The 21,592-nt window shown below is 61.7% G+C and carries 17 protein-coding genes; 7 read left to right on the forward strand and 10 right to left on the reverse strand.

The window, feature by feature from the left end:
• From THIDRDRAFT_RS03945 to THIDRDRAFT_RS03960, 4 genes are all read left to right on the forward strand, one after another.
• Complete coding sequence (locus tag THIDRDRAFT_RS03945; RefSeq protein WP_007039512.1) at positions 1–864, forward strand: universal stress protein; 864 nt, start codon at positions 1–3, stop codon at positions 862–864.
• A gap of 454 nt (positions 865–1,318) precedes the next feature.
• On the forward strand, positions 1,319–3,166 hold the full coding sequence (locus THIDRDRAFT_RS26110) for a methyl-accepting chemotaxis protein (RefSeq protein ID WP_007039513.1): 1,848 nt from the start codon (positions 1,319–1,321) through the stop codon (positions 3,164–3,166).
• A 72-nt stretch (positions 3,167–3,238) separates the two neighbouring features.
• Entirely contained in the window at positions 3,239–3,679 is a 441-nt protein-coding gene (locus THIDRDRAFT_RS03955; protein WP_007039514.1) for a DUF2721 domain-containing protein, read from the forward strand.
• Positions 3,680–3,728: 49 nt separating this feature from the next.
• Positions 3,729–4,583: a 23S rRNA (adenine(2030)-N(6))-methyltransferase RlmJ gene (locus THIDRDRAFT_RS03960; RefSeq protein WP_007039515.1), complete on the forward strand. Its 855-nt coding sequence runs from the start codon at positions 3,729–3,731 to the stop codon at positions 4,581–4,583.
• Positions 4,584–4,658: 75 nt separating this feature from the next.
• Here THIDRDRAFT_RS03960 and THIDRDRAFT_RS03965 read toward each other — a convergent pair whose 3' ends face one another.
• From THIDRDRAFT_RS03965 to THIDRDRAFT_RS03985, 5 genes are all read right to left on the reverse strand, one after another.
• Positions 4,659–5,537: a CorC family transporter gene (locus THIDRDRAFT_RS03965; protein WP_040843851.1), complete on the reverse strand. Its 879-nt coding sequence runs from the start codon at positions 5,535–5,537 to the stop codon at positions 4,659–4,661.
• Positions 5,538–5,543: 6 nt separating this feature from the next.
• Entirely contained in the window at positions 5,544–6,050 is a 507-nt protein-coding gene (ybeY, locus tag THIDRDRAFT_RS03970) for an rRNA maturation RNase YbeY (protein ID WP_007039517.1), read from the reverse strand.
• Positions 6,047–7,048 (reverse strand): PhoH family protein, encoded by a 1,002-nt coding sequence (locus THIDRDRAFT_RS03975; RefSeq protein WP_007039518.1) that lies wholly within the window; start codon positions 7,046–7,048, stop codon positions 6,047–6,049. The genes ybeY and THIDRDRAFT_RS03975 overlap by 4 nt, the downstream gene beginning before the upstream one ends.
• Before the next feature lie 6 nt (positions 7,049–7,054).
• Positions 7,055–8,386 (reverse strand): tRNA (N6-isopentenyl adenosine(37)-C2)-methylthiotransferase MiaB, encoded by a 1,332-nt coding sequence (miaB, locus tag THIDRDRAFT_RS03980; RefSeq protein ID WP_007039519.1) that lies wholly within the window; start codon positions 8,384–8,386, stop codon positions 7,055–7,057.
• A gap of 181 nt (positions 8,387–8,567) precedes the next feature.
• Positions 8,568–9,500, reverse strand: a complete 933-nt coding sequence (locus THIDRDRAFT_RS03985) for a beta propeller repeat protein (RefSeq protein ID WP_007039520.1) — start codon at positions 9,498–9,500, stop codon at positions 8,568–8,570.
• A gap of 686 nt (positions 9,501–10,186) precedes the next feature.
• On the opposite strand from THIDRDRAFT_RS03985, the gene THIDRDRAFT_RS03990 reads away from it, so the two are divergent.
• From THIDRDRAFT_RS03990 to THIDRDRAFT_RS04000, 3 genes are all read left to right on the forward strand, one after another.
• Positions 10,187–12,238, forward strand: a complete 2,052-nt coding sequence (locus THIDRDRAFT_RS03990; RefSeq protein ID WP_007039521.1) for a ribonucleoside triphosphate reductase — start codon at positions 10,187–10,189, stop codon at positions 12,236–12,238.
• A gap of 50 nt (positions 12,239–12,288) precedes the next feature.
• Positions 12,289–12,477, forward strand: coding sequence for an anaerobic ribonucleoside-triphosphate reductase (gene nrdD / locus THIDRDRAFT_RS27070; protein ID WP_007039522.1), 189 nt, complete (start codon positions 12,289–12,291; stop codon positions 12,475–12,477).
• Positions 12,478–12,722: 245 nt separating this feature from the next.
• A complete protein-coding gene (locus THIDRDRAFT_RS04000) occupies positions 12,723–13,496 on the forward strand; it encodes an anaerobic ribonucleoside-triphosphate reductase activating protein (RefSeq protein WP_007039523.1) in 774 nt (257 codons plus the stop codon).
• A gap of 269 nt (positions 13,497–13,765) precedes the next feature.
• On the opposite strand, the gene THIDRDRAFT_RS04005 is transcribed toward THIDRDRAFT_RS04000, so the two are convergent.
• The 5 genes from THIDRDRAFT_RS04005 to THIDRDRAFT_RS04025 all read right to left on the reverse strand — a co-directional run bounded on the left by THIDRDRAFT_RS04005 (position 13,766) and on the right by THIDRDRAFT_RS04025 (position 21,068).
• Positions 13,766–14,227, reverse strand: coding sequence for a septal ring lytic transglycosylase RlpA family protein (locus THIDRDRAFT_RS04005; RefSeq protein WP_083827429.1), 462 nt, complete (start codon positions 14,225–14,227; stop codon positions 13,766–13,768).
• A gap of 212 nt (positions 14,228–14,439) precedes the next feature.
• Positions 14,440–16,125, reverse strand: a complete 1,686-nt coding sequence (locus THIDRDRAFT_RS04010; RefSeq protein ID WP_007039525.1) for a L,D-transpeptidase family protein — start codon at positions 16,123–16,125, stop codon at positions 14,440–14,442.
• Between the two features lie 117 nt (positions 16,126–16,242).
• Positions 16,243–17,736 (reverse strand): SpoVR family protein, encoded by a 1,494-nt coding sequence (locus THIDRDRAFT_RS04015; protein WP_007039526.1) that lies wholly within the window; start codon positions 17,734–17,736, stop codon positions 16,243–16,245.
• Positions 17,733–19,004: a YeaH/YhbH family protein gene (locus THIDRDRAFT_RS04020; RefSeq protein ID WP_007039527.1), complete on the reverse strand. Its 1,272-nt coding sequence runs from the start codon at positions 19,002–19,004 to the stop codon at positions 17,733–17,735. The genes THIDRDRAFT_RS04015 and THIDRDRAFT_RS04020 overlap by 4 nt, the downstream gene beginning before the upstream one ends.
• Before the next feature lie 141 nt (positions 19,005–19,145).
• Positions 19,146–21,068, reverse strand: coding sequence for a PrkA family serine protein kinase (locus THIDRDRAFT_RS04025; protein WP_007039528.1), 1,923 nt, complete (start codon positions 21,066–21,068; stop codon positions 19,146–19,148).
• Between the last annotated feature and the right edge of the window lie 524 nt (positions 21,069–21,592).

Raw genomic sequence — 21,592 nt, forward strand, 5'->3', positions numbered from 1 at the left:
ATGCAAGAGGAAAACAAGATCCTGGCCTGTGTCGACCGCTCGGACTATGCAGACACCGTGACGGACGCGGCAACCTGGGCGGCATGCCGTCTGGAGGCTCCGATGGAGCTGCTGCACATCCTCGACCGACATCCCGAAAGCGCCAGCGGCAAGGACCATAGCGGCACGATCGGCTTCAACGCCCAACAGCACTTGCTCGAGGCACTGTCCGAGGAGGATGCGGCGCGCAGCAAGGCCGCGCGCGAGCAGGGACGGCTCTTTCTCAATCGGTTGCGCGAGCGCGCCATCGCCGCCGGGGCCACGGCGCCCGACGTGCGCCAACGCCACGGCGAGCTCGAAGAGGTGCTGGTCGAGCAGCAACCCGGAGTGGGTCTGTTCGTGCTCGGACGCCGGGGCGAATCGGCCGAGGCCACCCAACGCGATCTCGGACGCAATGTCGAGCGCGTGGTGCGGGCGCTCAAGCGGCCCATCCTGGCGGTCACCGAGCAGTTCCAGACACCGCGACGGGTGATGCTCGCCTTCGACGGCGGCGGCATGGCGCGACGCGGCGTGGAGCTGGTCGCCAAGAGCCCGCTGTTCACCGGCCTGCCGATCCATGTGCTGATGTCGGGCAAGACGACCCGGGATGGCGCGAAGCAGCTCGAATGGGCCAAAACGACGCTGGAGACGGCGGGCCTCGAAACCCAGGTGGATCTGGTTCCGGGCGACGCCGAGAACGTCATCGCCCGCTCGGTGCGCGAGCGGGAAATCGACCTGCTCGTCATGGGCGCCTATGGTCACTCCCCGATCCGCGCCCTATTGTTCGGCAGCAAAACCTCCGATCTGCTGCGCTCAGCCAAGATTCCGACACTGCTGCTGCGCTGATCAAGGACCGGAGAGCCACGGGCGGGATCCTTGGCTTTCCGGCCCCGGCGATTTCCCGGCGGATGAATGGAGTCGATGCGGCAGAAAAACAGGGACGACGACCACACAGCGTCCTCGCGCTCGCCGGCGGCAACTTGAGTTCATCATGAATCCGCCATAGTTGCTGCATGTCCGGCAGCAGGCATTCTGGGTTAGGATCTTCCGAGCCGCAGCCTTCCCTCGACACGCATCGGACACGAGACGCACATGCAGCCGCCCCATATCGCGGCCCCCAGTCTCCAGGTCCGCCAAGGAAGGCAGCGCTCATGCGCGCCCTAACACGCACTTATCCGGCTGCGTCAATGATCGCGGTCGTCCAACCCTGCACCTTGGACAGCCCTCCCGGATCAGACTCGGGGGGGCCGCCGATCAGGATCAGAGCCATGCCCCGTATCGAGATACGTAAGGAGATTCCATGCTCATTCGCCATAAACTCTACAGTTTGTCCGCATTGTCGGTCGGCGCGTTGCTGATTCTGATGCTCGGCGTCTGGTGGTCTTGGACGGAGCTGAATAGGCTCGACGCAGCCAAGGAAATCGCGTACGAGCTGCACCAGCACCTGCTGCATACGCGTCTCGATCAGCAGGCGTTCCTGATCCAGCTCGACGAAACGCATCCCAAGCAGTTACGCCAGGAGGCCGCCCAGTTCGACGAACATCTCGCCGAGCTGCGCGACAGAATCGCAGGTACAGGTAAAGGTCTGGACGCCAGCGATCTCGATGCCTTAAAGGACGCCTTCGATGGGTATCTGAAGACATTCGAGCAACTGGTCGGAGAATATCGAACGATCGGCTTCGATCCGGAATCCGGCCTCTACGGCAGCCTTCGCGAGGCCGTGCACCAGGCGGAGAAGAGCGTCGACGCCCGCCAGCGCGACGACCTCCTAGCCGGGATCCTACAGCTGAGACGGCACGAGAAGGACTTCATGCTGAGATCCAACACCAAGTACGTCGACAAGTTCGAAAAGGACTACCGCAATCTGATCGATCTAGCCGGAAACGACCAGGAGCTGATCTCCACGCTGACGGGCTATCGTCAGGATTTCCTTGCGCTGGTCGAGGCGAAGGAGCGCGTCGGCCTGGCCCCCGATCAGGGCATCCGAGCCGAGCTCGCCGCCAGGATGCAGAAGACTTCCTCCCTGCTCGGCGGGCTCGCGGACCATCTCGAAAAGACGCTGAAGAAGGAAGGGAGCGCCATCGTTTGGAGACTGCTGGCACTCTCGCTCCTGGTCACGCTAGGCGTCGCCTCGCTCACATGGTGGATCGTGCGCAGCCTCGATCGCGGGCTGGGGCGGGCGATCGGTGTCATCAACGACATCGCGGAACACCACGACCTGACGCTGAAACTCGGCCTCGAAGGCAAGGACGAGCTGGCCCAGATGGGGCGCGGATTCGACTCCATGCTCGCCAGCATGCGTCAGGTCATCCAGCAATGCCGGGACGCGGTCGATCACCTCACTCAAATCACCGCCGAACTCTCGGCCAACGCCGACGAGACCTCTGAGGGAGGACGTCAACAGCTCGCGGAAGCAGACCAGCTGGCGACCGCCATCACCGAGATGGGCGCAACCATTGAGGAGATCGCGCGCAATACCGAGATGGCCGCCGAACGCACCCGCCGCACCAGCGAGAACACCCAACAGAGCCATCATCAGGTGGAGGAGACCATCCGGCGCATCCAATTGCTGTCGCAACGGCTGGAGGAATCCAACGCGGCAGCCTCGAAACTGGCGCAGAGCGCAACGACCATCGGCTCTGTACTCGACGTCATCCGGGGCATCGCCGAGCAGACCAACCTGCTGGCGCTCAACGCCGCCATCGAGGCCGCCCGCGCCGGCGAGCAGGGACGCGGCTTCGCCGTCGTCGCCGGCGAGGTCCGGACGCTGGCGATGCGCACCCAGACCGCCACCGAGGAGATCGCGGGCATCATTGCCAACCTGAACCAGACCACGGACAACATCGTCCAGCTCATCGACCACTGCCATACGGAAGGACAGGAAAGCGCGACTCAGGCCACCCAGGCTGGAACCTTTTTGGCCGAGATCGCCGCAGACGTGTCCTCGGTGCTCGACATGAGCACCCAGATCGCCGCTGCGATCGAGGAGCAGAGCCATGTCGCCTCGGAGGTGAACCGCAACGTGGTCGCCATTCGGGACGTCGCCGAGCGCTCGGCGGAGGCCGCCCACACCAACGCCGAGAGCACCAACATGGTCGCAAGCCAGTCCGAAGGTCTGTCCCAGGTCATCAGCCGGTTCCGGGTATGATGCGCCGTCCCGGGGCCGTCGGATGATCGGCGGCCCCGGGAGGCCTCTCATTCATTCCCGACGAACCATTCCATGCTGCAAGAAACCCACATCATCACGGCCGCGCACGTCATACAGCTCGCGGTCGCACCGGTCTTCCTCATCACCGGCATCAGCGGCATGCTGTCCGTCATGACGAGCCGGCTCGGACGCATCGTCGACCGAGGGCGCGTCGTCGAAGCCTCCGCCGCCGACGGGTCCATGGACGCCAAATGCGCCGAGGACGAACTCAGGCACCTCTCGCGCCGAGGGCGTTTCATCACCGTATCGATCGGCCTCTGCACCCTCACCGCACTGCTGGTTTCGGCCATCATCGCCATGCTGTTCATCGGATCCTTTCTCTCTTTCGACGTCTCCCTGTTCGTCGCCCTCTTCTTCGTGGTGGCCATGCTCGCCTTCATCGTGGCGCTGCTGTTCTTCCTGCGCGAGGTCTTCATCGCCATCGGTGGACTCGAATTCCGCCAACGCGGCTGACGGAACGCACCCAGAACGTCCCCCCCTATCACACGCGGAGCGGATCCACATGTTGAGCTATCTGCACGGCTTTCACGCCGGCAATCACGCGGACGTCCTCAAGCACGGCGTCCTCGCACTTCTGATCGAGACACTCACCGCCAAACCGAAACCCTTGGTCTATCTGGACTCTCACGCCGGGGCCGGTCTCTACGACCTGGACGGCGAGCAGGCCGCCAAGACCGGCGAATTCGCGAACGGCATCGGCCATCTCTGGCCCATGCGCCACGACCTTCCCGAACTCGCGGGCTATTTCGACAGTATCGCCGCGCTCAATCCGGACGGCGGTTACGTCCGCTACCCGGGCTCGCCCGAGCTGGTCCGTCGACTGCTGCGCCCGGACGACCGGCTGATCCTGATGGAATTGCATAAGGCCGAGGTGCACGGACTGCGCGCCGCGCTGGATGGGGATTCACGGGTCCACATCCATCATCGCGATGGATTCGAAGGGCTGCCGGCACTGCTACCGCCAAAGCCGGCGCGGGGACTGGCTCTGATCGATCCACCCTACGAGGTCAAGACAGACTACGCGGAGGTCGCCCGCTGTCTCGCTGCCGCCCATGCGCGTTGGCCGACGGGCGTCTACGCCATCTGGTACCCCAGACTGGGGCTCGACCGCGATCAATCGGAGACATTGCTGCGTGGACTCCTCGACAGCATCCCCCGTGTGCTGATCGCAGAACTCTCGGTTAGCCCCCAGACGCGGGACTTCGGCATGCATGGGTCGGGAATGGCCCTGGTGAATCCACCCTGGCGGTTCGAAGAGCGCCTCAAGACGCTGCTGCCGCGACTCGCGGCGGCACTGACGCTCGAAGGAACAGGTGGGGACAACTGGCGCGTCGCCTGGAGAGAGGCGACGGCCTGAGGAAGGGAGCGACGAGCACGCGACCGAGACGTCTCGGTTTTTCGTAGGCGCGAATGTATTCGCACCTACTTAAGCTTAGTCTTCGTCCTCCGAGACATGCTCGGAGTCGGGCGCATCCAGGCGCTCGATGCTCAGAAGATGCACGCGACGGCTGTCGGCGCGCATCACCGTGAAACAGAATCGACCGAGCTCGACCGATTCGCCACGTTTCGGCAGGTGCCCCAAGGCGTTGACCACCAGACCACCGATGGTATCGAAGCCCTCGTCCGAGAAATCGCTGCCGAAATACTCGTTGAAGTCCTCGATGGCGGTGCGGGCCTTGGCGCTATATTCGTTCTCGCCGCGCTGGAAGATACCCGACCCCTCATCGTAGTCGTGCTCGTCGTCGATCTCGCCGACGATCTGCTCCAACACGTCCTCAATGGTCACGAGTCCGGCTGCGCTGCCGTATTCGTCGACGACGATCGCCATGTGGTTGCGGCTGGCACGGAATTCCTTGAGCAGGACGTTGAGACGCTTGCTCTCGGGGACGAAGACGGCGGAGCGGAGCAGATCGCGAATGTTGAAGGCACGACGCCCCGAGTTGAGACAGAATGAGAGCAGGTCCTTGGCCAGAAGGATCCCGACCACCTCGCCCTTGTCGTCGCCAGTGACCGGAAAGCGTGAATGGGCGGATTTGACCGCGATCTGGAGAATCCGCTCCAGAGAGTCGTCCCTCTTCAGAGACACCATTTCAGCGCGCGGAATCATGATGTCACGGACGCGCAGATCGGATACCTGCAAGACGCCCTCGATCATGCTCAAGGCATCCGTGTCCAGAAGCTCCCGTTCCCGGGCGTCCTTCAGCAACTCCACGAGTTGCTCCTTGTCCTGTGGTTCGCCTCCAAGCAAATGGCCAAGTCGTTCGAGCCAATTGCGTGAACGCGAACCCTCGCTAGATCGATCGCTCGCCATGAGGTGTCAATGATCCTCCAGGTCAACCTGGTTTTCGTAGGGAGGCGCGAATCCTAACCCGCGCATGATGTCTGTTTCCAGCGTCTCCATCTCGTCCGCCTGCTCGTCGGTAATATGATCGTAATCAAGAAGATGCAAGACCCCATGCACCACCATGTGCGCCCAATGGGCGAGCGGTTCCTTGCCCTGTTCCAGGGCCTCGCGCCGCACCACATCGGCGCAGATCACCAGATCGCCGATGAGGTCGGCGATGGAAGCCTCGGAGGCCACGCCGGGAGGTAGCTCGAACGGAAAGGACAGCACGTTGGTCGCATAGTCGCGCCCCCGGTACTGCAGATTCAGCGCGGCGGCCTCGTCCGGATCCACCACCCGAATCGTCATGGCCGCACGCTCCCGACGCCCGACCAATGCGGCCTTGGCCCAGCGTTCGAACTGGGGCGGCAAGGGCAGATCCGGGCAGTCGGTCGCCACCTGCAGATCCAGATCCAACGACACGTCCACGAAGACGCTCATGCCTGCTCCTCCTGCCCGGCACCGCGTGGCGGCGGATTTTCGAAGGCGTCATAGGCATTGACGATGCGCTGAACCAGTGCATGACGCACCACGTCGCGCGCACTGAAGAAGGTGAAGCTGATGCCATTCACGTTCTGAAGGATATCGATCGCCTGACGCAGCCCCGATAGTTGGCCACGCGGCAGATCGACCTGGGTGATATCGCCGGTGATCACGGCGGTCGAACCGAAGCCGATGCGGGTCAGGAACATCTTCATCTGCTCGGGCGTGGTGTTCTGGGCCTCGTCGAGGATGATGAAGGAGTCGTTGAGTGTGCGTCCGCGCATATAGGCCAGCGGGGCGACCTCGATGACGTTGCGCTCGATCAGCTTGGTGACCTTCTCGAAGCCCAGCATCTCGAACAGTGCATCGTAGAGCGGACGCAGATAGGGATCGATCTTCTGCGCCAGATCGCCGGGCAGGAAACCGAGCCGCTCGCCGGCCTCGACCGCCGGACGCACCAGCAGCAGACGCCGCACCCGGTCCGACTCCAGAGCCTCGACCGCGCAGGCGACCGCGAGATAGGTCTTGCCGGTACCGGCTGGCCCCACCCCGAAGTTGATGTCATTGCGCACAATGGCGTGGAGATATTCCTGCTGATTCGCTCCGCGCGCGCGAATGAGCCCGCGCTTGGTCTTGATGACGACCTCGGGAAGACGCCCCTCGACCTCCTCCGCCAGCCCATCGGCTCCGGATTCCTGGAGCGCGAGATGGATCTTCTCCGGCGTCAGCACCTCGTTCGCCGTATCGGCGTAGAGGTCGCGCAGCAGGCGCTCGCCGAGCATGACCGAGGGGTGCTCGCCGACGAGACGGAAGGAGAGACCGCGATTGTTGATTTCGATGCCCAGCCGGCGTTCGAGCTGGCGCAGGTGTTGATCGAGTTGGCCGCAGAGGTTGGCGAGACGCGCGTTGTCCTCGGGCGCGAGCTGTAGGTCCAGCGTTTCAGGTTGAGTAGACAATGGGACTCAGGACGTCAGATGTCCGCGAAGTGAATTGGGAAGGGCCTCGCTGATACTGAGGTCCACGAAGGTGCCGATCAGATCCGAAGGGCCATCGAAGTTGACCACCCGGTTGTTCTCCGTTCGGCCGGAAAGCTGGGCGGGATCCTTGCGCGAAGGTCCCTCGACCAGCACGCGCTGCACCGTACCGACCATCTGCCGGCTGATGCGCTGCGCGTTGGTGCTGATCCGCTGCTGCAGACGCTCGAGACGCTCCTTCTTGACCGCCAGCGAAACGTCGTCCGAATAGTCGGCCGCCGGGGTGCCCGGACGTCGGCTATAGACGAAGCTGAAGCTGTGGTCGAAACCGATCTCGTCGACCAGAGCGAGCGTATCGGCAAAGTCTTCCTCGGTTTCGCCCGGAAAGCCGACGATGAAATCCGAGGAGATGCTGATGTCCGGACGGACCAGACGCAGACGGCGGATCTTGTCGGCATACTCAGCGGCCGTGTGACCACGCTTCATGGCAGCCAGAATGCGGTCCGAGCCGGACTGCACCGGCAGATGCAGGAAGCTTACCAACTCGGGCACCTCGGCGAAGACCTCGATCAGGTCGTCCGAGAACTCGACCGGATGACTGGTGGTGAAGCGGATGCGTTCGATGCCCTCGATCGCCGCGACATAGCGGATCAGCAGGGAGAGAGCGCCCGTTTCGCCTTCAGCATCCGCCATCTCACCACGATAGGCATTGACATTTTGTCCGAGGAGATTGACTTCGCGCACTCCCTGCTCGGCCAAACCGGCCACCTCGGCGATCACATCGTCGAGCGGACGGCTGATCTCCTCGCCACGCGTGAAGGGCACGATGCAGTAGGTACAGTATTTGGAGCAGCCCTCCATCACCGAAACGAACGCGGTCGGACCCTCGGCCTTGTGTGCCGGGAGACAGTCGAACTTCTCGATCTCGGGGAAAGAGACGTCGACCTGAGCGCGCCGCTCTGCCCGCAGGTCCTTGAGCATCTGTGGCAGACGGTGCAGGGTCTGGGGACCGAACACCAGATCCACGTAGGGCGCCCGATCGCGGATGGCCTCGCCCTCCTGGCTCGCCACGCAGCCGCCGACGCCGATGACCAGATCGGGGCGAGCGGCCTTCCAGGGACGCCAGCGTCCGAGCTGCGAGAAGACCTTCTCCTGCGCCTTTTCGCGCACCGAGCAGGTGTTGAGCAGCAGCACGTCGGCCTCTTCGGGCGTCTCGGTCAGCTCCAGTCCCATCGACTCGTGCAAGGCGTCCGCGATGCGGGCCGAGTCGTATTCGTTCATCTGGCAGCCAAAGGTTTGAATATAGAGCTTAGAGGGCATGAAAATCCGCCATCGGAGGCAGTGGGTCGAGGGCCTTCATACAGGCTTGGATGGGGGTAAGCAACGGGTCGTCAATCCCAAATCAGGATCGAGATTGGGGTAGCAAGGGCGCGTATCCTGCTAAAACAGCGGTTTAGTGTCAACCCTCCGCACCGGGGCGACGTACTGCCCATCTGCGTCCTCAATAGCGGGTGAAGGAGAAATCGCCAACCTCGTTTCGATATTCCTTGTACCAGTCGCCGTCGATGAAAATCCAGGTTTCCTCGCTTCGGGTCAGAGTCGGTGGCTTGGAATAGGTTCCCCCCCGGGGAAGCTTCAACGCCGGAATCTCATAGCTAAACTCCACGGCGACACGCGCCACCTTCCCTTCCATCTGGGCATCCAAGATCTTGAAATCCCACTGCTTGACCCGCCCCGACTGCCCGACATAATCGGTCACAGGCATCCGACGGCGGAAGTAGGGATCGAACAAGGCATAGGCCGTCTCGTAGTCGCCTTTGACCAAAGCGCCCCAGAAATCCGCAACACGCGCTTCGAGGCGCGCCTTGTCGGCTGCGGGTTTCTGGTCTGACGACTCCCGAATGGTCGAGTCGGCAGGCAGGTCATAGAGATAGAGGTCCGGTATGGCCAGGTCGTCGGTGCGGTAGCGCGAGCCAATCAGCCATAAATCAGGACCCGAGGCACGCAGATTGTCGACGAAGGGAAAGAGCACGTCCTCGAATCGGCCCGGGGCGTCCACTGGGACATCCTGCTCCAGCCAGGTCGAACCCGCATCGGCCGAGCGGTTGTAGTAGAGATCCCCGCGAAGATTGCGGTAATCGTTCCAGGCCACGACGACCTGACCATCCTGCCCCAACGCCATTTGGGGAAAGTTGTCCTGAGTGATGTCGAATGGATAGTGGCGCAAAGGCCGGATCGGCTCCCAGCTCACACCGCCATCCGATGAGCGGGTGAAATAGACGTGGTTCTTGCGCGGCTGGCTCGTCTGCTGGGCGCTGCGGGCGCTGAACGCCAGATAGACATGCGCGTCGCGCGCGATCAGGTAGAGATGCCAGACCCGTGTTGGTGGTGCTGAACTGAACGCCTCCATAGGGAGCCAGCATCTGCGGATCATTGAACAGGGGTCCGCTACCCTCGCTGGACAGGAAGACACCGGAGGCATCAAACGTCAACATATCGTTTGCACGACCGGATGCGGACACTTGCTTGATACCCTCGTCAATACAGGGCGAGGCGAGGTCTGCCGACTTGGTGAAATAATTGAGATTCACCACCCCCTGGGGATCCTTGTTGACCACCGACACGATAGTCGCCACCGTCGGGCTGCGTGTCATCACGGGAAACAGCATTGCATCCGCATGGCTCGGTCCGGGAACGACGGCGGCCAAGGCAACAAGACCTGTCGCGCCGATCGTTGTGACAGCCTCAAACCCTACCCTTAAGCTTGGTTTTTTCATAATTATGACCCTAAGGTGCGTCGCTCGGTAATGATGGGATCAGCGTGAAAAACGGCGCGCCATGGAGGACGCCATCGGAAGGAAGCTCTTTCAAGGCTAGTCGCAAATAACGGATCCGCAAGACGTTGACGGACTCGAACCCATATCCGCCAACCGAATGACGGCAACCGCACCGAGCCACCAGCAGAACATGCCACCGAAGACCAGGCCCGCCCGAGCGCAAGATGCGGATGCGTCCGGGTTGATCTCGATCAATGAATGCAATACCCAGTCGACACACCATCTAGTTGACGTTAAACTTTGCGCCAACAAGATATAGCGTCACCTTTTTTAGAGAGTCTCCATGGGCACCGGTCAACCAATCTTTCCAACATTGCCGACACGCGTCAGTAAACGCGACGGCTCCGAGGTCCGTTTCGACGCCTCCAAGATCGAATCCGCGATCCTGCGCGCCGGACAGGCAACGGGAGAATTTGGACAGATGGAGACCGGTCTGCTGACCGCTCAGATCGTCAAGGTGCTGGCGCATCGTTTCGGCGACGGACGCCTTCCCGAAATCGAGGACATCCAGGACGTCGTCGAGCAGACCCTGATCTCGGCCAACCATTTCGAGACTGCGCGCGCCTATATTGTCTATCGCGAGCAACGCAAGAAGCTGCGCACCGACACCCGCGTCCTGGTCGATGTCACCGCCTCCATCAGCGAATATCTGGACCGCTCGGACTGGCGCGTCGCCGCCAACGCCAACCAGGGCTACTCGCTCGGCGGGCTCATCCTCAACACCTCGGGCAAGATGATCGCCAACTATTGGTTGAGCCATGTCTACCCGCCCGAGATCGGTCAGACCCATCGCGAAGGCGATCTCCACATACACGACTTGGATATGCTTTCCGGCTATTGCGCCGGCTGGTCGCTGCGCAACCTACTCAACGAGGGGCTGAACGGCGTACCCGGGAAGGTCGAGGCCAGCGCGCCCAAGCACATGTCCTCGGCGATCGGCCAGATCGTCAATTTCCTCGGCACCTTGCAGAACGAATGGGCCGGCGCCCAGGCGTTCTCCAGCTTCGACACCTACATGGCGCCCTTCGTGCGCGTCGATGAACTGCCCTACAAGCAGGTCAAGCAGTACATCCAGGAACTGATCTACAACCTCAACGTGCCGTCACGCTGGGGAACCCAGACGCCCTTCACCAACCTGACCTTCGACTGGGTCTGCCCGGACGACCTCAAGGAGCAGGTGCCCGTGATCGGCGGCGAGGAGCAGCCCTTCACCTACGGCGACCTCCAGGCCGAGATGGACATGATCAATCGAGCCTATATCGAGGTCATGACCGAGGGCGACGCCAAGGGCCGGATCTTCACCTTTCCGATCCCGACCTACAACATCACCCCGGACTTCCCCTGGGAGAGCGAGAACGCCGAACTGCTGTTCGAGATGACCGCGAAGTACGGCCTGCCCTACTTCCAAAACTTCATCAACTCCGAGCTCACCCCCAACATGGTGCGCTCCATGTGCTGCCGTCTGCAGCTCGATCTGCGCGAGCTGCTCAAGCGCGGCAACGGACTCTTCGGCTCGGCCGAACAGACCGGATCGCTCGGCGTGGTCACCATCAACTGCGCTCGTCTCGGCTATACCCACAAGGGTGACGAGGCCGGACTGATGGCGCGGCTCGACGAGCTGCTCGACATCGCTCGCAACAGCCTGGAAATGAAGCGCAAGGTCATCAAGCGCCACATGGACGCGGGGCTCTTCCCCTATACCAAGCGTTATCTGGGCACACTGCGCAATCATTTCTCGACCATCGGCATCAACGGGGTCAACGAGATGGTCCGCAACTTCAGCGGCGACGCGGACGACATCACCACCCCGAACGGCCACGCGCTGGCCTGCCGACTGCTCGATCACGTCCGCGAACGCATGCTCGAATTCCAGGAAGCGACCGGCAACATGTACAACCTGGAGGCCACCCCGGCCGAGGGAACGACCTACCGCTTCGCCCGCGAGGACCAGAAGCGCTATCCGGACATCATCCAGGCCGGCACCCGGGAGACCCCCTACTACACCAACAGCTCGCAGCTACCAGTCGGCTACACCGACGACCCCTTCGAAGCGCTGGCCATGCAGGAGGATCTGCAGACCAAGTACACCGGCGGCACCGTGCTGCACCTCTACATGAGCGAGCAGATCTCATCCACGGATGCCTGCCGTCGTCTGGTGCGCCGCGCGCTGGAGAACTTCCGCCAGCCCTACATCACCATCACGCCGGTGTTCTCCATCTGCCCCAAACACGGCTACATCGCCGGCGAGCACCATTTCTGCCCGATCTGCGACAAGGAGCTGATCGCGCGCAAGCAGGCCGACACCACGACCACGGCCAACGAAGCACACGCCTGACCGACCATCGAGTCGCCAACCAAAACGCACCAACTAAGGAAATCACTGACATGAACGACGCACGCACCCAACTCAGCAACGAAGAGCGCACCCCCTGCGAGGTCTGGACCCGCGTCATGGGCTATCACCGCCCGGTCTCCGCCTTCAACAACGGCAAGCGCGCCGAGCATGCCGAACGCTGCTACTTCAACGAACAGCCCAAGGGTTCGGTGCAGCGCCGCGAGCAGTTGGCCGCCTAAGTCCCCTTTTCCCCCGCGATGCGTCGCCGTTTTCAACGGCTGTAGGCGACAGGAAATCATAGGAACATCGTCACGTTCCGATCCCGAATCGTCACTACCCAGGGATGGGCTATCGCGATGCGCTCAGGGGGCGAACCAGAAGATAGGGAAGCAGGCCGAACTCTAAAGACGGCCTACCCCCGAGCAAAGACAGACCCCGCGCTCATTCATAACCAGCCTCCACGAGGCAGGCAGTACCCGATCACATGAGCCACCCCGTCAGCCCCTCAACGCAGCAGACGCCCACACCCGACCTCGAAGCGCTATCGACAGCCGCGCACATCTCCAGCGCCGACCGTTTGCGCATCGGCGGATTCACCCGACTCACCACCATCGACTACCCCGGCGAACTGGCCGCCGTCGTCTTCTGCCAAGGCTGCGCCTGGCGCTGCCGCTACTGCCACAACACCGATCTGCTCGACGCCCGCGCCCCCGGACTCATCCACTGGACCGACATCCGCAGATTTCTCGAACAGCGCATCGGTCTGCTCGACGGCGTCGTCTTCAGCGGCGGCGAGCCCACCGCACAGAGCGCCCTCGGCGCGGCCATGCAAGAGACCCGCGCGCTCGGATTCAAGGTCGGACTCCATACCGGCGGCGCCTACCCAGATCGTCTCCGCGACCTGCTTCCGCTCATCGACTGGGTCGGCCTCGACATCAAGGCCCTGCCCCACGACTACCCAGCCATCACCGGCGTCGCCAACTCCGGCCAGCGCGCCTGGGAGAGCCTGGACCTCCTGCTCACCGCCCGCGTGCCGATGGAGGTCCGCACCACCCTGATGCCGAACTGGACACCCGAGCAGATCGCCGAACTTGCGCATGCGATCGCCGATGCGGGTGTGACGCAGTACTGCATTCAGGGGTGCGATACGGATCGAGCGTTGGATGAAACGCTGCAGGGGTCTTTGGTGGGGATGGACGAGCGGATCGGATTGATTGATAAAAACCGGTTCGCAAACTTCGCGATTCGCGGAGATTGAGAAAGCCCGCGTAGGGCGCAATAGCGATCGGCGTATTGCGCCGCATGCGGGGAGACCAGCGTCCTTTGGGGCACAGCCAAACTCACATGCTGCTCCGGCTCGGCTCGGTGACAGCACGGGATTCGTGGCCAAACAGTGACCTCGGCACCCACTTCCTTTCGGCGCAATACGCTGCGCTATTGCGCCCTACGCCGCTCGATCACAGACAGGTCTGGCAGGGCTATCGGATTGCGGATGGACGGATCGGCTTCCGCCCATGCGCAATCGGATCAGAAGAGATCGATCATGATCTGCTGTGCGGCCGCGACCGTGAGGGCGGAGCGGGAGGGAGTCTTGGCTGTGTCGTCATTGAGGATTTTCAGCTCGACCGGAGCGACGCCACGCCCCAGCATGCCAAGCTTTCGCGCGGCGGCCTTGGACAGGTCGATGGTTCGACCGCGAACGTAGGGACCACGATCGTTGACGGTCACCTCGACGGAGCGCCCATTGGTCTTATTGGTAACTATGAGACGGGTTCCGAATTTGAGGGTCTTGTGGGCCGCCGTCAGCGCATTCATGTTGAATCGCTCGCCACTGGCGGTTTGACGCCCGTTGAATCGTTCCCCGTAGTAGGAGGCAACGCCTTGAGCCACCATCGCGTTGGCCGGGGCGAACGGCAGCAGCGAGCAGAACAGCAAAAAGGGTGTGATCCAGATGCGTCGTTTGACCAAAACGCTTTCTCCACGTGTCATTTGGTGTTCAGGCGCCTAGCAAGGCCCCCTCGGATGTTGGCAAGGGCGGCATTCTAACCGGCAATGTGGACCTGAACCAGCCAAAACTCGCCGTCGCGGAGATGAAGATTCGTTCATACATATCGCGTCTAGCCCACTGGAATATCGATTATTCCGGTGTGCGAAGCGCGATGTGGACAGGAGGCACGCTCGGGCCAGGCCTCCCACTTGGGTCAATCCCCCGAACGGGTCAGTCGAACACCATTCGGAGACGCATCATCCTCACCATCGGATGGATTCACGGAAGGCACCTTGCTGTCGTCGGCGGGCTCGGGAAAGACGATGCGGACATTGAGCGAGGGACCACCGAGGAAGGCGTCACGCAAGGCCTGATCGCGTCCATAGACATCCGGGCGGAAATGCACGCCCGACGCGTCCGCGTAGGCCGTGAGGTAGTAGAGAAGGACGGGCAGCTCCTGGTCGAGATTGACGTAACGGGTGCGCTTGGCCCCGATGACGCGGTCGATCGCGGCACGATCCCAAGACGAGCCTTGTAGCACGAGTTCGGCCAGATGCTCCGGATTCTCGACGCGCACGCAGCCATGGCTGAGCGCGCGCCGCGAGCGTCCGAACAGCGACTTGCTCGGCGTGTCGTGGAGATAAACCGCATGACGGTTGGGAAACATGAACTTGACCCTTCCCAGCGCGTTCTTCGGACCCGGCTGCTGCACGACGCGATAGCGTTTGTAGTTGCTCGCATTCCCCCCGGAAACCTTGTGCCCAGTGCGACGGTCGACCAGCGTATAGCGGGCCGAGACCCGTCCCATGGCCTTCTGAATGGACACCGGCACGGTCCAGGTCGGATTGAAGACGAGGTGTTCCATGGAATCTCGGAACATGGGCGTCTGCGCATCGGGCGTGCCGACGACGACGCGGGTCGTCCAGAGGATCTCACCAGCACGAATCAGCCGTACCTGATAGTCGGCGACGTCGACGAAGAGATAATCCGCCGGCAGGTCCTGATAGAGCCAGCGCATGCGCTCCAGGTTGATACGCATCTGGTTCAGCTTCTGCTCGTCAAACGGGCTATTCAGCGCCGCGATCGTAGCCGGCCCCACAACACCGTCGTGCGATAGCCCCTGGCGACGCTGGAAATCCATCACGGCCTGACGCAGATCCGCGTCGAACCGAGTGGGATCGAGTGGATCGGCCAGGCTATCGGCGCCGAGCAGACGCAAACGCTCGCGCACCATGCCGACCCGGGGGTCGCGGTCCCCTTGGGCCAGGAGCCTTCCGCCGGGTAGCGACGAAAGATCCTTCAGATGCGCCTTGGCCAGATAGCTGGCGAGCGATTGCTTGAGATCGCGATACCAAAAGGGCTCTTGGATACGGGATGCCAGAAAGGTGCTCATGGACTCGGCGTCCAGGGCACCGGACATCTCGGCGATGAGCTTATCGGCAGACACCGGAGGTCGATCGTTCCATTTGGGATCTAGGATCACCGGGTCGACCTTGCCATAGCGGGTGTGATGGACGTAGCGCAGCAGCGCGTCGCTGAGCAGGATATCCATAGCGATCCGCTCGGATTCGCCCGATGCGGTCAACGCCCCGCCCGCGCTCATGGCCTTCAGCGTTTCGGCGTGGAAATCGCTCGGCGAGAAGCCATCGGACTCGGATGCCTCGATTAACGCCAGGAGGGCACGAACGCGCGCCGGATCGGTCCAGACGAAGGCATCGTCGCGCTGGGCGTAAAAATCGGCCAGAAGACGCCCGGAAAGCAAGGGAACACCGGACAGCGCGGCCGTGCGGCTGTCTTTCAGGGCACGCAGGGTGTTGGTTAGAAGATCATTCGAAGAGGCCAAAGCCGGCGTAAGCGCCAGGCAAAAGCAGACGAACCGCAGATAGACACGCACTTTCATCGGCCGCTCTCTGATGGGGAGTCAAACGATCGTCAGACTGTGGATTTTACCCGAGATGTGTTCACAACAGAATGGACCTCGACACATAACCGGCAACGGCGACTGGACGGCACCTGATCAGATCGCCTCTCCGACCAACTGAACACGCCCCTGCTCGTCGACGCTCTCCAGCCGGACCGCGAACCCCCAAAGCCGGCGGATATGGCGCAGCATCTCCTCGACCGAATCGCCCAACGGACGCCGGTTGTGGGTGAAATGGCGCAGCGTCATGGAACGATCGCCGCGCCGGTCGACGCTGAAGACTTGGATATTGGGCTCACGGGTACCGAGGTTGTACTGCTCGGCCAGTGCCTGGCGCAGTGCTCGATAGCCCTGTTCCTCATGAATCGCCGTCACATTCAGATGCTCCTCGCGATCGTCATCGCAGATGGCGAAAAGGTGAAAGTCGCGCATCAGTGTCGGCGAAAGAAATTGGGCGATGAAGCTCTCGTCCTTGAAGTTGCGCATGGCGAAGTCCAGCACCTTCTTCCAGTCGCCACCGGCGAAGTCCGGGAACCAGTAACGATCCTCTTCGGTCGGGCTCTCGCAGATACGACGGATATCGCGCATCATGGCAAAGCCGAGCGCATAAGGGTTGATGCCGTTGTAATAGGGCGCATCGAACGGCGGCTGCAGCACCACGCTGGTATGGGATTGCAGGAACTCCATCATGAACCCATCGCTGACGAGACCGTCGTCGTAGAGATGGTTCAGGAGTGTGTAGTGCCAGAACGTAGCCCAACCTTCATTCATCACCTGGGTTTGGCGTTGCGGATAGAAATACTGACCGATCTTGCGCACGATCCGCACCACCTCGCGCTGCCAGGGTTCGAGCAGCGGGGCGTTCTTCTCGATGAAATAGAGCAGGTTTTCCTGCGGCTCCTCGGGCCAGCGTATCTCGCCGCCCTCCTCGGCGGAGCCCTCCTGACGCGGCAGGGTCCGCCAGAGATCGTTGACCTGATACTGGAGATAGGTCTCGCGCTCGAGCTGCCGCCGCTGCTCCTCGGCCATGCTGAGCGGCGCCGGGCGCTTGTAGCGGTCGACGCCGTGGTTCATGAGCGCGTGACAGGAATCGAGCAACAGCTCGACCTCCTCATGCCCGTAACGCTCTTCGCACTGGGCGATATATTTCCGCGCGAACACCAGATAGTCGATGATGGCATCGGCGCTGGTCCAGGTACGAAACAGATAGTTGCCCTTGAAGAAGCTGTTGTGACCGTAACTGGCGTGGGCGATCACCAGGGCCTGCATCGGCAGGCTGTTCTCCTCCATCAGATAGGCGATGCAGGGGTCGGAGTTGATGACGATCTCGTAGGCGAGCCCCATCTGCCCGCGCCGATAGGTCTGCTCGGTGGCGACGAACTGCTTGCCGAACGACCAGTGCTGGTAATAGATGGGCAGCCCGACCGAGGAATAGGCGTCGATCATCTGCTCTGAGCTGATGACCTCGACTTGGTTGGCATAGGTATCCAGGCCATAGACGTTATGGGCACGTTCGGCGATCTCGCGGTCGAAACGCTCAAGCAGCGGGAACGACCACTCGGAGGAATCGGTGATGAGTCGCTTGGTCATACATCCTGCCTCTTGAAGAGCTCCCGGAACACGGGATAGATATCGTCGGTGCCGTCGATCTGCTGCATCGCGAAGTGGGCATGGGCCGCCATCACCTCCTGATAGGCATACCAGAGGCTCTGATGCTGACGCGGCGTAATCTCGACATAGGCGTAGTAGCGCATCAACGGCATGATCTGCTGCATCAGGATGTCGCGGCAGACCCCGGAATCCGAATCCCAGTTGTCGCCGTCCGATGCCTGTGCGGCGTAGATGTTCCAGACGCTCGGATCGTAGCGTTCACTCACAACCTCGTAGGCCAGATTCAGCGCGCTCGACACCACGGTCCCGCCCGTCTCGCGCGAATAGAAGAACTCCTGCTCGTCCACCTCCTGAGCGATGGTGTGATGGCGGATGAAGACGACCTCGATCTTGTCGTAATTTCGCTGCAGGAACAGATAGAGCAGGATGAAGAAACGCTTGGCCAAGTTCTTGCGGACCTGATCCATGGATCCAGAAACATCCATGATGCAGAGCATCACCGCCTTGCTGGTCGGCTCGGGCTGCTTGACGAAGCTCTGATAGCGCAGATCGAAGGTGTCGATGAAGGGCAGCGCGGCAATGCGGGTCTTGAGCCGGTCGATCTCCTCGCGCCGCTCGCGAACCTGGATATCGTCCTCGCCGATACCCGTGGCCAGCAGACCCTCGATCTCCTCCTCCAACTCGCGGATACGTGCCCGTGACGGCGCGCCGAGTGCCGTGCGACGCGCGATGGCGCCCTTGAGCGAGCGCACCACGTCGATGTTGGTCGGCGCGCCCTGGGTCGCGTAGCCGGCGCGAACCGTCTTGAACTCGGTGGTGCCGATCAGCTGGTTGCGCACCAGATTGGGCAGTTCCAGGTCATCGAAGAGCAGGTCGAGAAATTCCTCGCGCGACAACTCGAAGACGAAGTCGTCCTCGCCGGTGCCTCCCTTCCCCGCCTTGCCCTGACCGGAACCCTCGCCGCTTCCGCCCTCGGGACGGCGGATCTTGTCGCCGCGCATGAACTCCCTGTTCCCGGGGTGGACCATGTCGCGCACGCCACCCTTACCGTGGTGAAAGACCGGCTCGGAGATGTCACGGGAGGGAATGCCGACCTTCTCGCCCGAATCGATGTCGGTGATGCTCCGTTTGTTGACCGCATCGGCAACGGCCCGCTTGAGCTGGGTCTTGTAGCGCTTGAGGAAACGCTGGCGATTGACCGTGCTCTTGTTCCTGCCGTTCAGGCGCCGATCGATGAAATGTGACATAGGGGATGCGTTCTCTGCGTCTAGGCGGTTCGATCGCCCGAGGAGCCGCCGGCGATCGGCCGACAACACTCGGATCGATTCGCTGTCTCTGGGCACCCCGAGCCGGACGCTCTCGCACCCAGCCCGCGCGCCCGTGACGAATCACTGCGACTTTCTGACCCGCAGATACCACTCGGACAGAAGCCGAACCTGCTTGGGCGTATAGCCCTTGTCGGTCATGCGGTCGACGAACTGGTCGTGCTTCTTCTGCTCGTCCACCGACGCCTTGGCGTTGAAGGAAATGACCGGCAGCAGATCCTCCGTGTTGGAGAACATCTTCTTCTCGATCACCACGCGCAGCTTTTCGTAGCTGGTCCACTTCGGATTCGCTCCGCCGTTGTTAGCGCGGGCGCGCAGCACAAAGTTGACGATCTCGTTGCGGAAATCCTTGGGGTTGGAGATGCCGGCAGGCTTCTCGATCTTCTCCAGTTCCTCGTTGAGGGTGGAGCGGTTCATCATCTCACCGGTATCCGGATCCCGATATTCCTGATCCTGGATCCAGTAGTCGGCGTAGGTCACGTAGCGGTCGAAGATGTTCTGACCGTACTCGGCGTAGGATTCCAGATAGGCCGTCTGCAACTCCTTGCCGATGAACTCGGCGTAACGCGGAGAGAGATACTGCTTGAGGAATCCCAGATAACGCTCCTGGGTCTCGGGCGGGAGTTGCTCGCGGGCGATCTGGCGCTCCAGCACGTAGAGCAGATGCACCGGGTTGGCGGCGACCTCGGCGTGATCGAAGTTGAACACCTGCGAGAGGATCTTGAAGGCGAAGCGAGTCGAAATACCCGACATGCCCTCGTCGACGCCCGCGTAATCGTGGTATTCCTGAACCGACTTGGCCTTGGGGTCCGTGTCCTTGAGGTTCTCTCCGTTGTAGACGCGCATCTTGGAGAAGATGCTGGAGTTCTCGGGTTCCTTGAGGCGCGTCAGGGTCGAGAACTGGGCCATCATTTCGAGGGTCCCCGGTGCGCAGGGCGCCTCGGCGAGCGAGCTGTTTCGCAACAGCTTCTCGTAGATCTGCACCTCCTCGCTGACACGCAGGCAATAGGGCACCTTGACGATGAAGACGCGGTCGAGGAAGGCCTCGTTGTTCTTGTTGTTGCGAAAGCTCTGCCACTCCGACTCGTTGGAGTGCGCCAGGATAATGCCCTGGAACGGCAGGGCCGAGAGCCCCTCGGTGCCGTTGTAGTTCCCTTCCTGAGTCGCCGTCAGCAAGGGGTGCAGCACCTTGATCGGCGCCTTGAACATCTCGACGAACTCCATCAAGCCCTGATTGGCCCGGCAGAGCGCGCCCGAGTAGCTGTAGGCGTCCGCGTCATTCTGGGCGAAGCGCTCGAGCTGGCGGATATCGACCTTGCCGACCAGCGCGGAGATATCCTGATTGTTCTCGTCGCCCGGCTCGGTCTTGGCGATGGCGACCTGCTCCAAAATCGAGGGATAGAGCTTGACCACCTTGAAACGGGTGATATCGCCATTGAACTCCTGAAGCCGCTTCACGGCCCAGGGCGACATGATGGTGCGCAGAGAGCGGCGCGGAATCCCATAGTCCTCTTCGAGGATGGCGCCATCCTCCTCCGGCGAGAAGAGACTCAGCGGCGACTCGAAGACCGGCGAGCCGTGAATGGCATAGAAGGGTTTCTCCTGCATCAACTCCTTGAGCTTCTCGGCCAGGGAGGACTTGCCGCCACCCACCGGACCAAGCAGATAGAGAATCTGCTTTTTCTCTTCCAATCCCTGCGCAGCATGTCGCAGATAAGACACAAGGTGCTCGATCGACTCCTCCATACCGTAGAACTCGGAGAAGGCGGGATAACGACGCAACACCTTATTTTGAAAAATACGACTCAGACGGGGGTCGTCGCGCGTATCGATCGATACCGGCTCGCCGATCGCCATCAGCAGACGCTCGGCCGGACCCGCGTAGGCGCTCGGGTCCGCTTTGCAGAGTTCCAGATACTCGTGCAGGCTCATCACCTCCTCGCGGGAGGCCTCAAAACGTGCCTGATAGCGTTCGAAGATCGACATAGACGTTACCTCACTCGGAAGCTGATGATGCGTGCCCGATCCAGAGTCGATCACCTTGCGCACCCGCCAAATGTGGGGCGGCAGTGAGAGAGGATCAGACATGCAGATTTCCGCAAAAATCGCGCCACTTGAGCGCGCCCGGATGTAGCATCCTCGCCACCCATGACGGCCCCCCACAGATAAGGCAACCTCATGTTGGCGGAAAATCTCGCCCGCACCCTTGCGGTGCATCCAGCGTCGAAAGCCGCACCAGGACGATTCCTGGCGCCTGTCGAACCGGCCTCGGCGTGCCGATTCCACTAGGATCCTTTTTCTCGATACTGGTTCTAAGGCGCCCCGCAATGGAGCGACGACGAAACCAGAGCGAATCACTCATACACTGACATGGTGACCGACTGCCCAAGGTCCAAGGACGGATTCGGGTCCCCGACGAAAGATGTGACGACATCGAAGGGTTCGAGCGAGAACCGCGAACACGAAATACAGCCGCGAACCTTGTCTCGACGTCCAATCCTGTAACATTC

This window comes from Thiorhodococcus drewsii AZ1 (assembly GCF_000224065.1).
Classification (GTDB): domain Bacteria; phylum Pseudomonadota; class Gammaproteobacteria; order Chromatiales; family Chromatiaceae; genus Imhoffiella; species Imhoffiella drewsii.

Bases quoted from the DNA above. Each gene is read 5' to 3' on its own strand.
- miaB (WP_007039519.1), bottom strand. From the start codon at position 8,386: ATGCCCTCTAAGCTCTATATTCAAACCTTTGGCTGCCAGATGAACGAA.
- THIDRDRAFT_RS04015 (WP_007039526.1), bottom strand. From the start codon at position 17,736: ATGACCAAGCGACTCATCACCGATTCCTCCGAGTGGTCGTTCCCGCTG.
- THIDRDRAFT_RS04025 (WP_007039528.1), bottom strand. From the start codon at position 21,068: ATGTCGATCTTCGAACGCTATCAGGCACGTTTTGAGGCCTCCCGCGAG.
- THIDRDRAFT_RS03955 (WP_007039514.1), top strand. From the start codon at position 3,239: ATGCTGCAAGAAACCCACATCATCACGGCCGCGCACGTCATACAGCTC.
- THIDRDRAFT_RS04000 (WP_007039523.1), top strand. From the start codon at position 12,723: ATGAGCCACCCCGTCAGCCCCTCAACGCAGCAGACGCCCACACCCGAC.
- THIDRDRAFT_RS03990 (WP_007039521.1), top strand. From the start codon at position 10,187: ATGGGCACCGGTCAACCAATCTTTCCAACATTGCCGACACGCGTCAGT.
- THIDRDRAFT_RS03945 (WP_007039512.1), top strand. From the start codon at position 1: ATGCAAGAGGAAAACAAGATCCTGGCCTGTGTCGACCGCTCGGACTAT.
- nrdD (WP_007039522.1), top strand. From the start codon at position 12,289: ATGAACGACGCACGCACCCAACTCAGCAACGAAGAGCGCACCCCCTGC.
- THIDRDRAFT_RS03985 (WP_007039520.1), bottom strand. From the start codon at position 9,500: ATGATCCGCAGATGCTGGCTCCCTATGGAGGCGTTCAGTTCAGCACCA.
- THIDRDRAFT_RS03960 (WP_007039515.1), top strand. From the start codon at position 3,729: ATGTTGAGCTATCTGCACGGCTTTCACGCCGGCAATCACGCGGACGTC.
- ybeY (WP_007039517.1), bottom strand. From the start codon at position 6,050: ATGAGCGTCTTCGTGGACGTGTCGTTGGATCTGGATCTGCAGGTGGCG.
- THIDRDRAFT_RS04005 (WP_083827429.1), bottom strand. From the start codon at position 14,227: ATGACACGTGGAGAAAGCGTTTTGGTCAAACGACGCATCTGGATCACA.
- THIDRDRAFT_RS26110 (WP_007039513.1), top strand. From the start codon at position 1,319: ATGCTCATTCGCCATAAACTCTACAGTTTGTCCGCATTGTCGGTCGGC.
- THIDRDRAFT_RS03965 (WP_040843851.1), bottom strand. From the start codon at position 5,537: ATGGCGAGCGATCGATCTAGCGAGGGTTCGCGTTCACGCAATTGGCTC.
- THIDRDRAFT_RS04010 (WP_007039525.1), bottom strand. From the start codon at position 16,125: ATGAAAGTGCGTGTCTATCTGCGGTTCGTCTGCTTTTGCCTGGCGCTT.
- THIDRDRAFT_RS04020 (WP_007039527.1), bottom strand. From the start codon at position 19,004: ATGTCACATTTCATCGATCGGCGCCTGAACGGCAGGAACAAGAGCACG.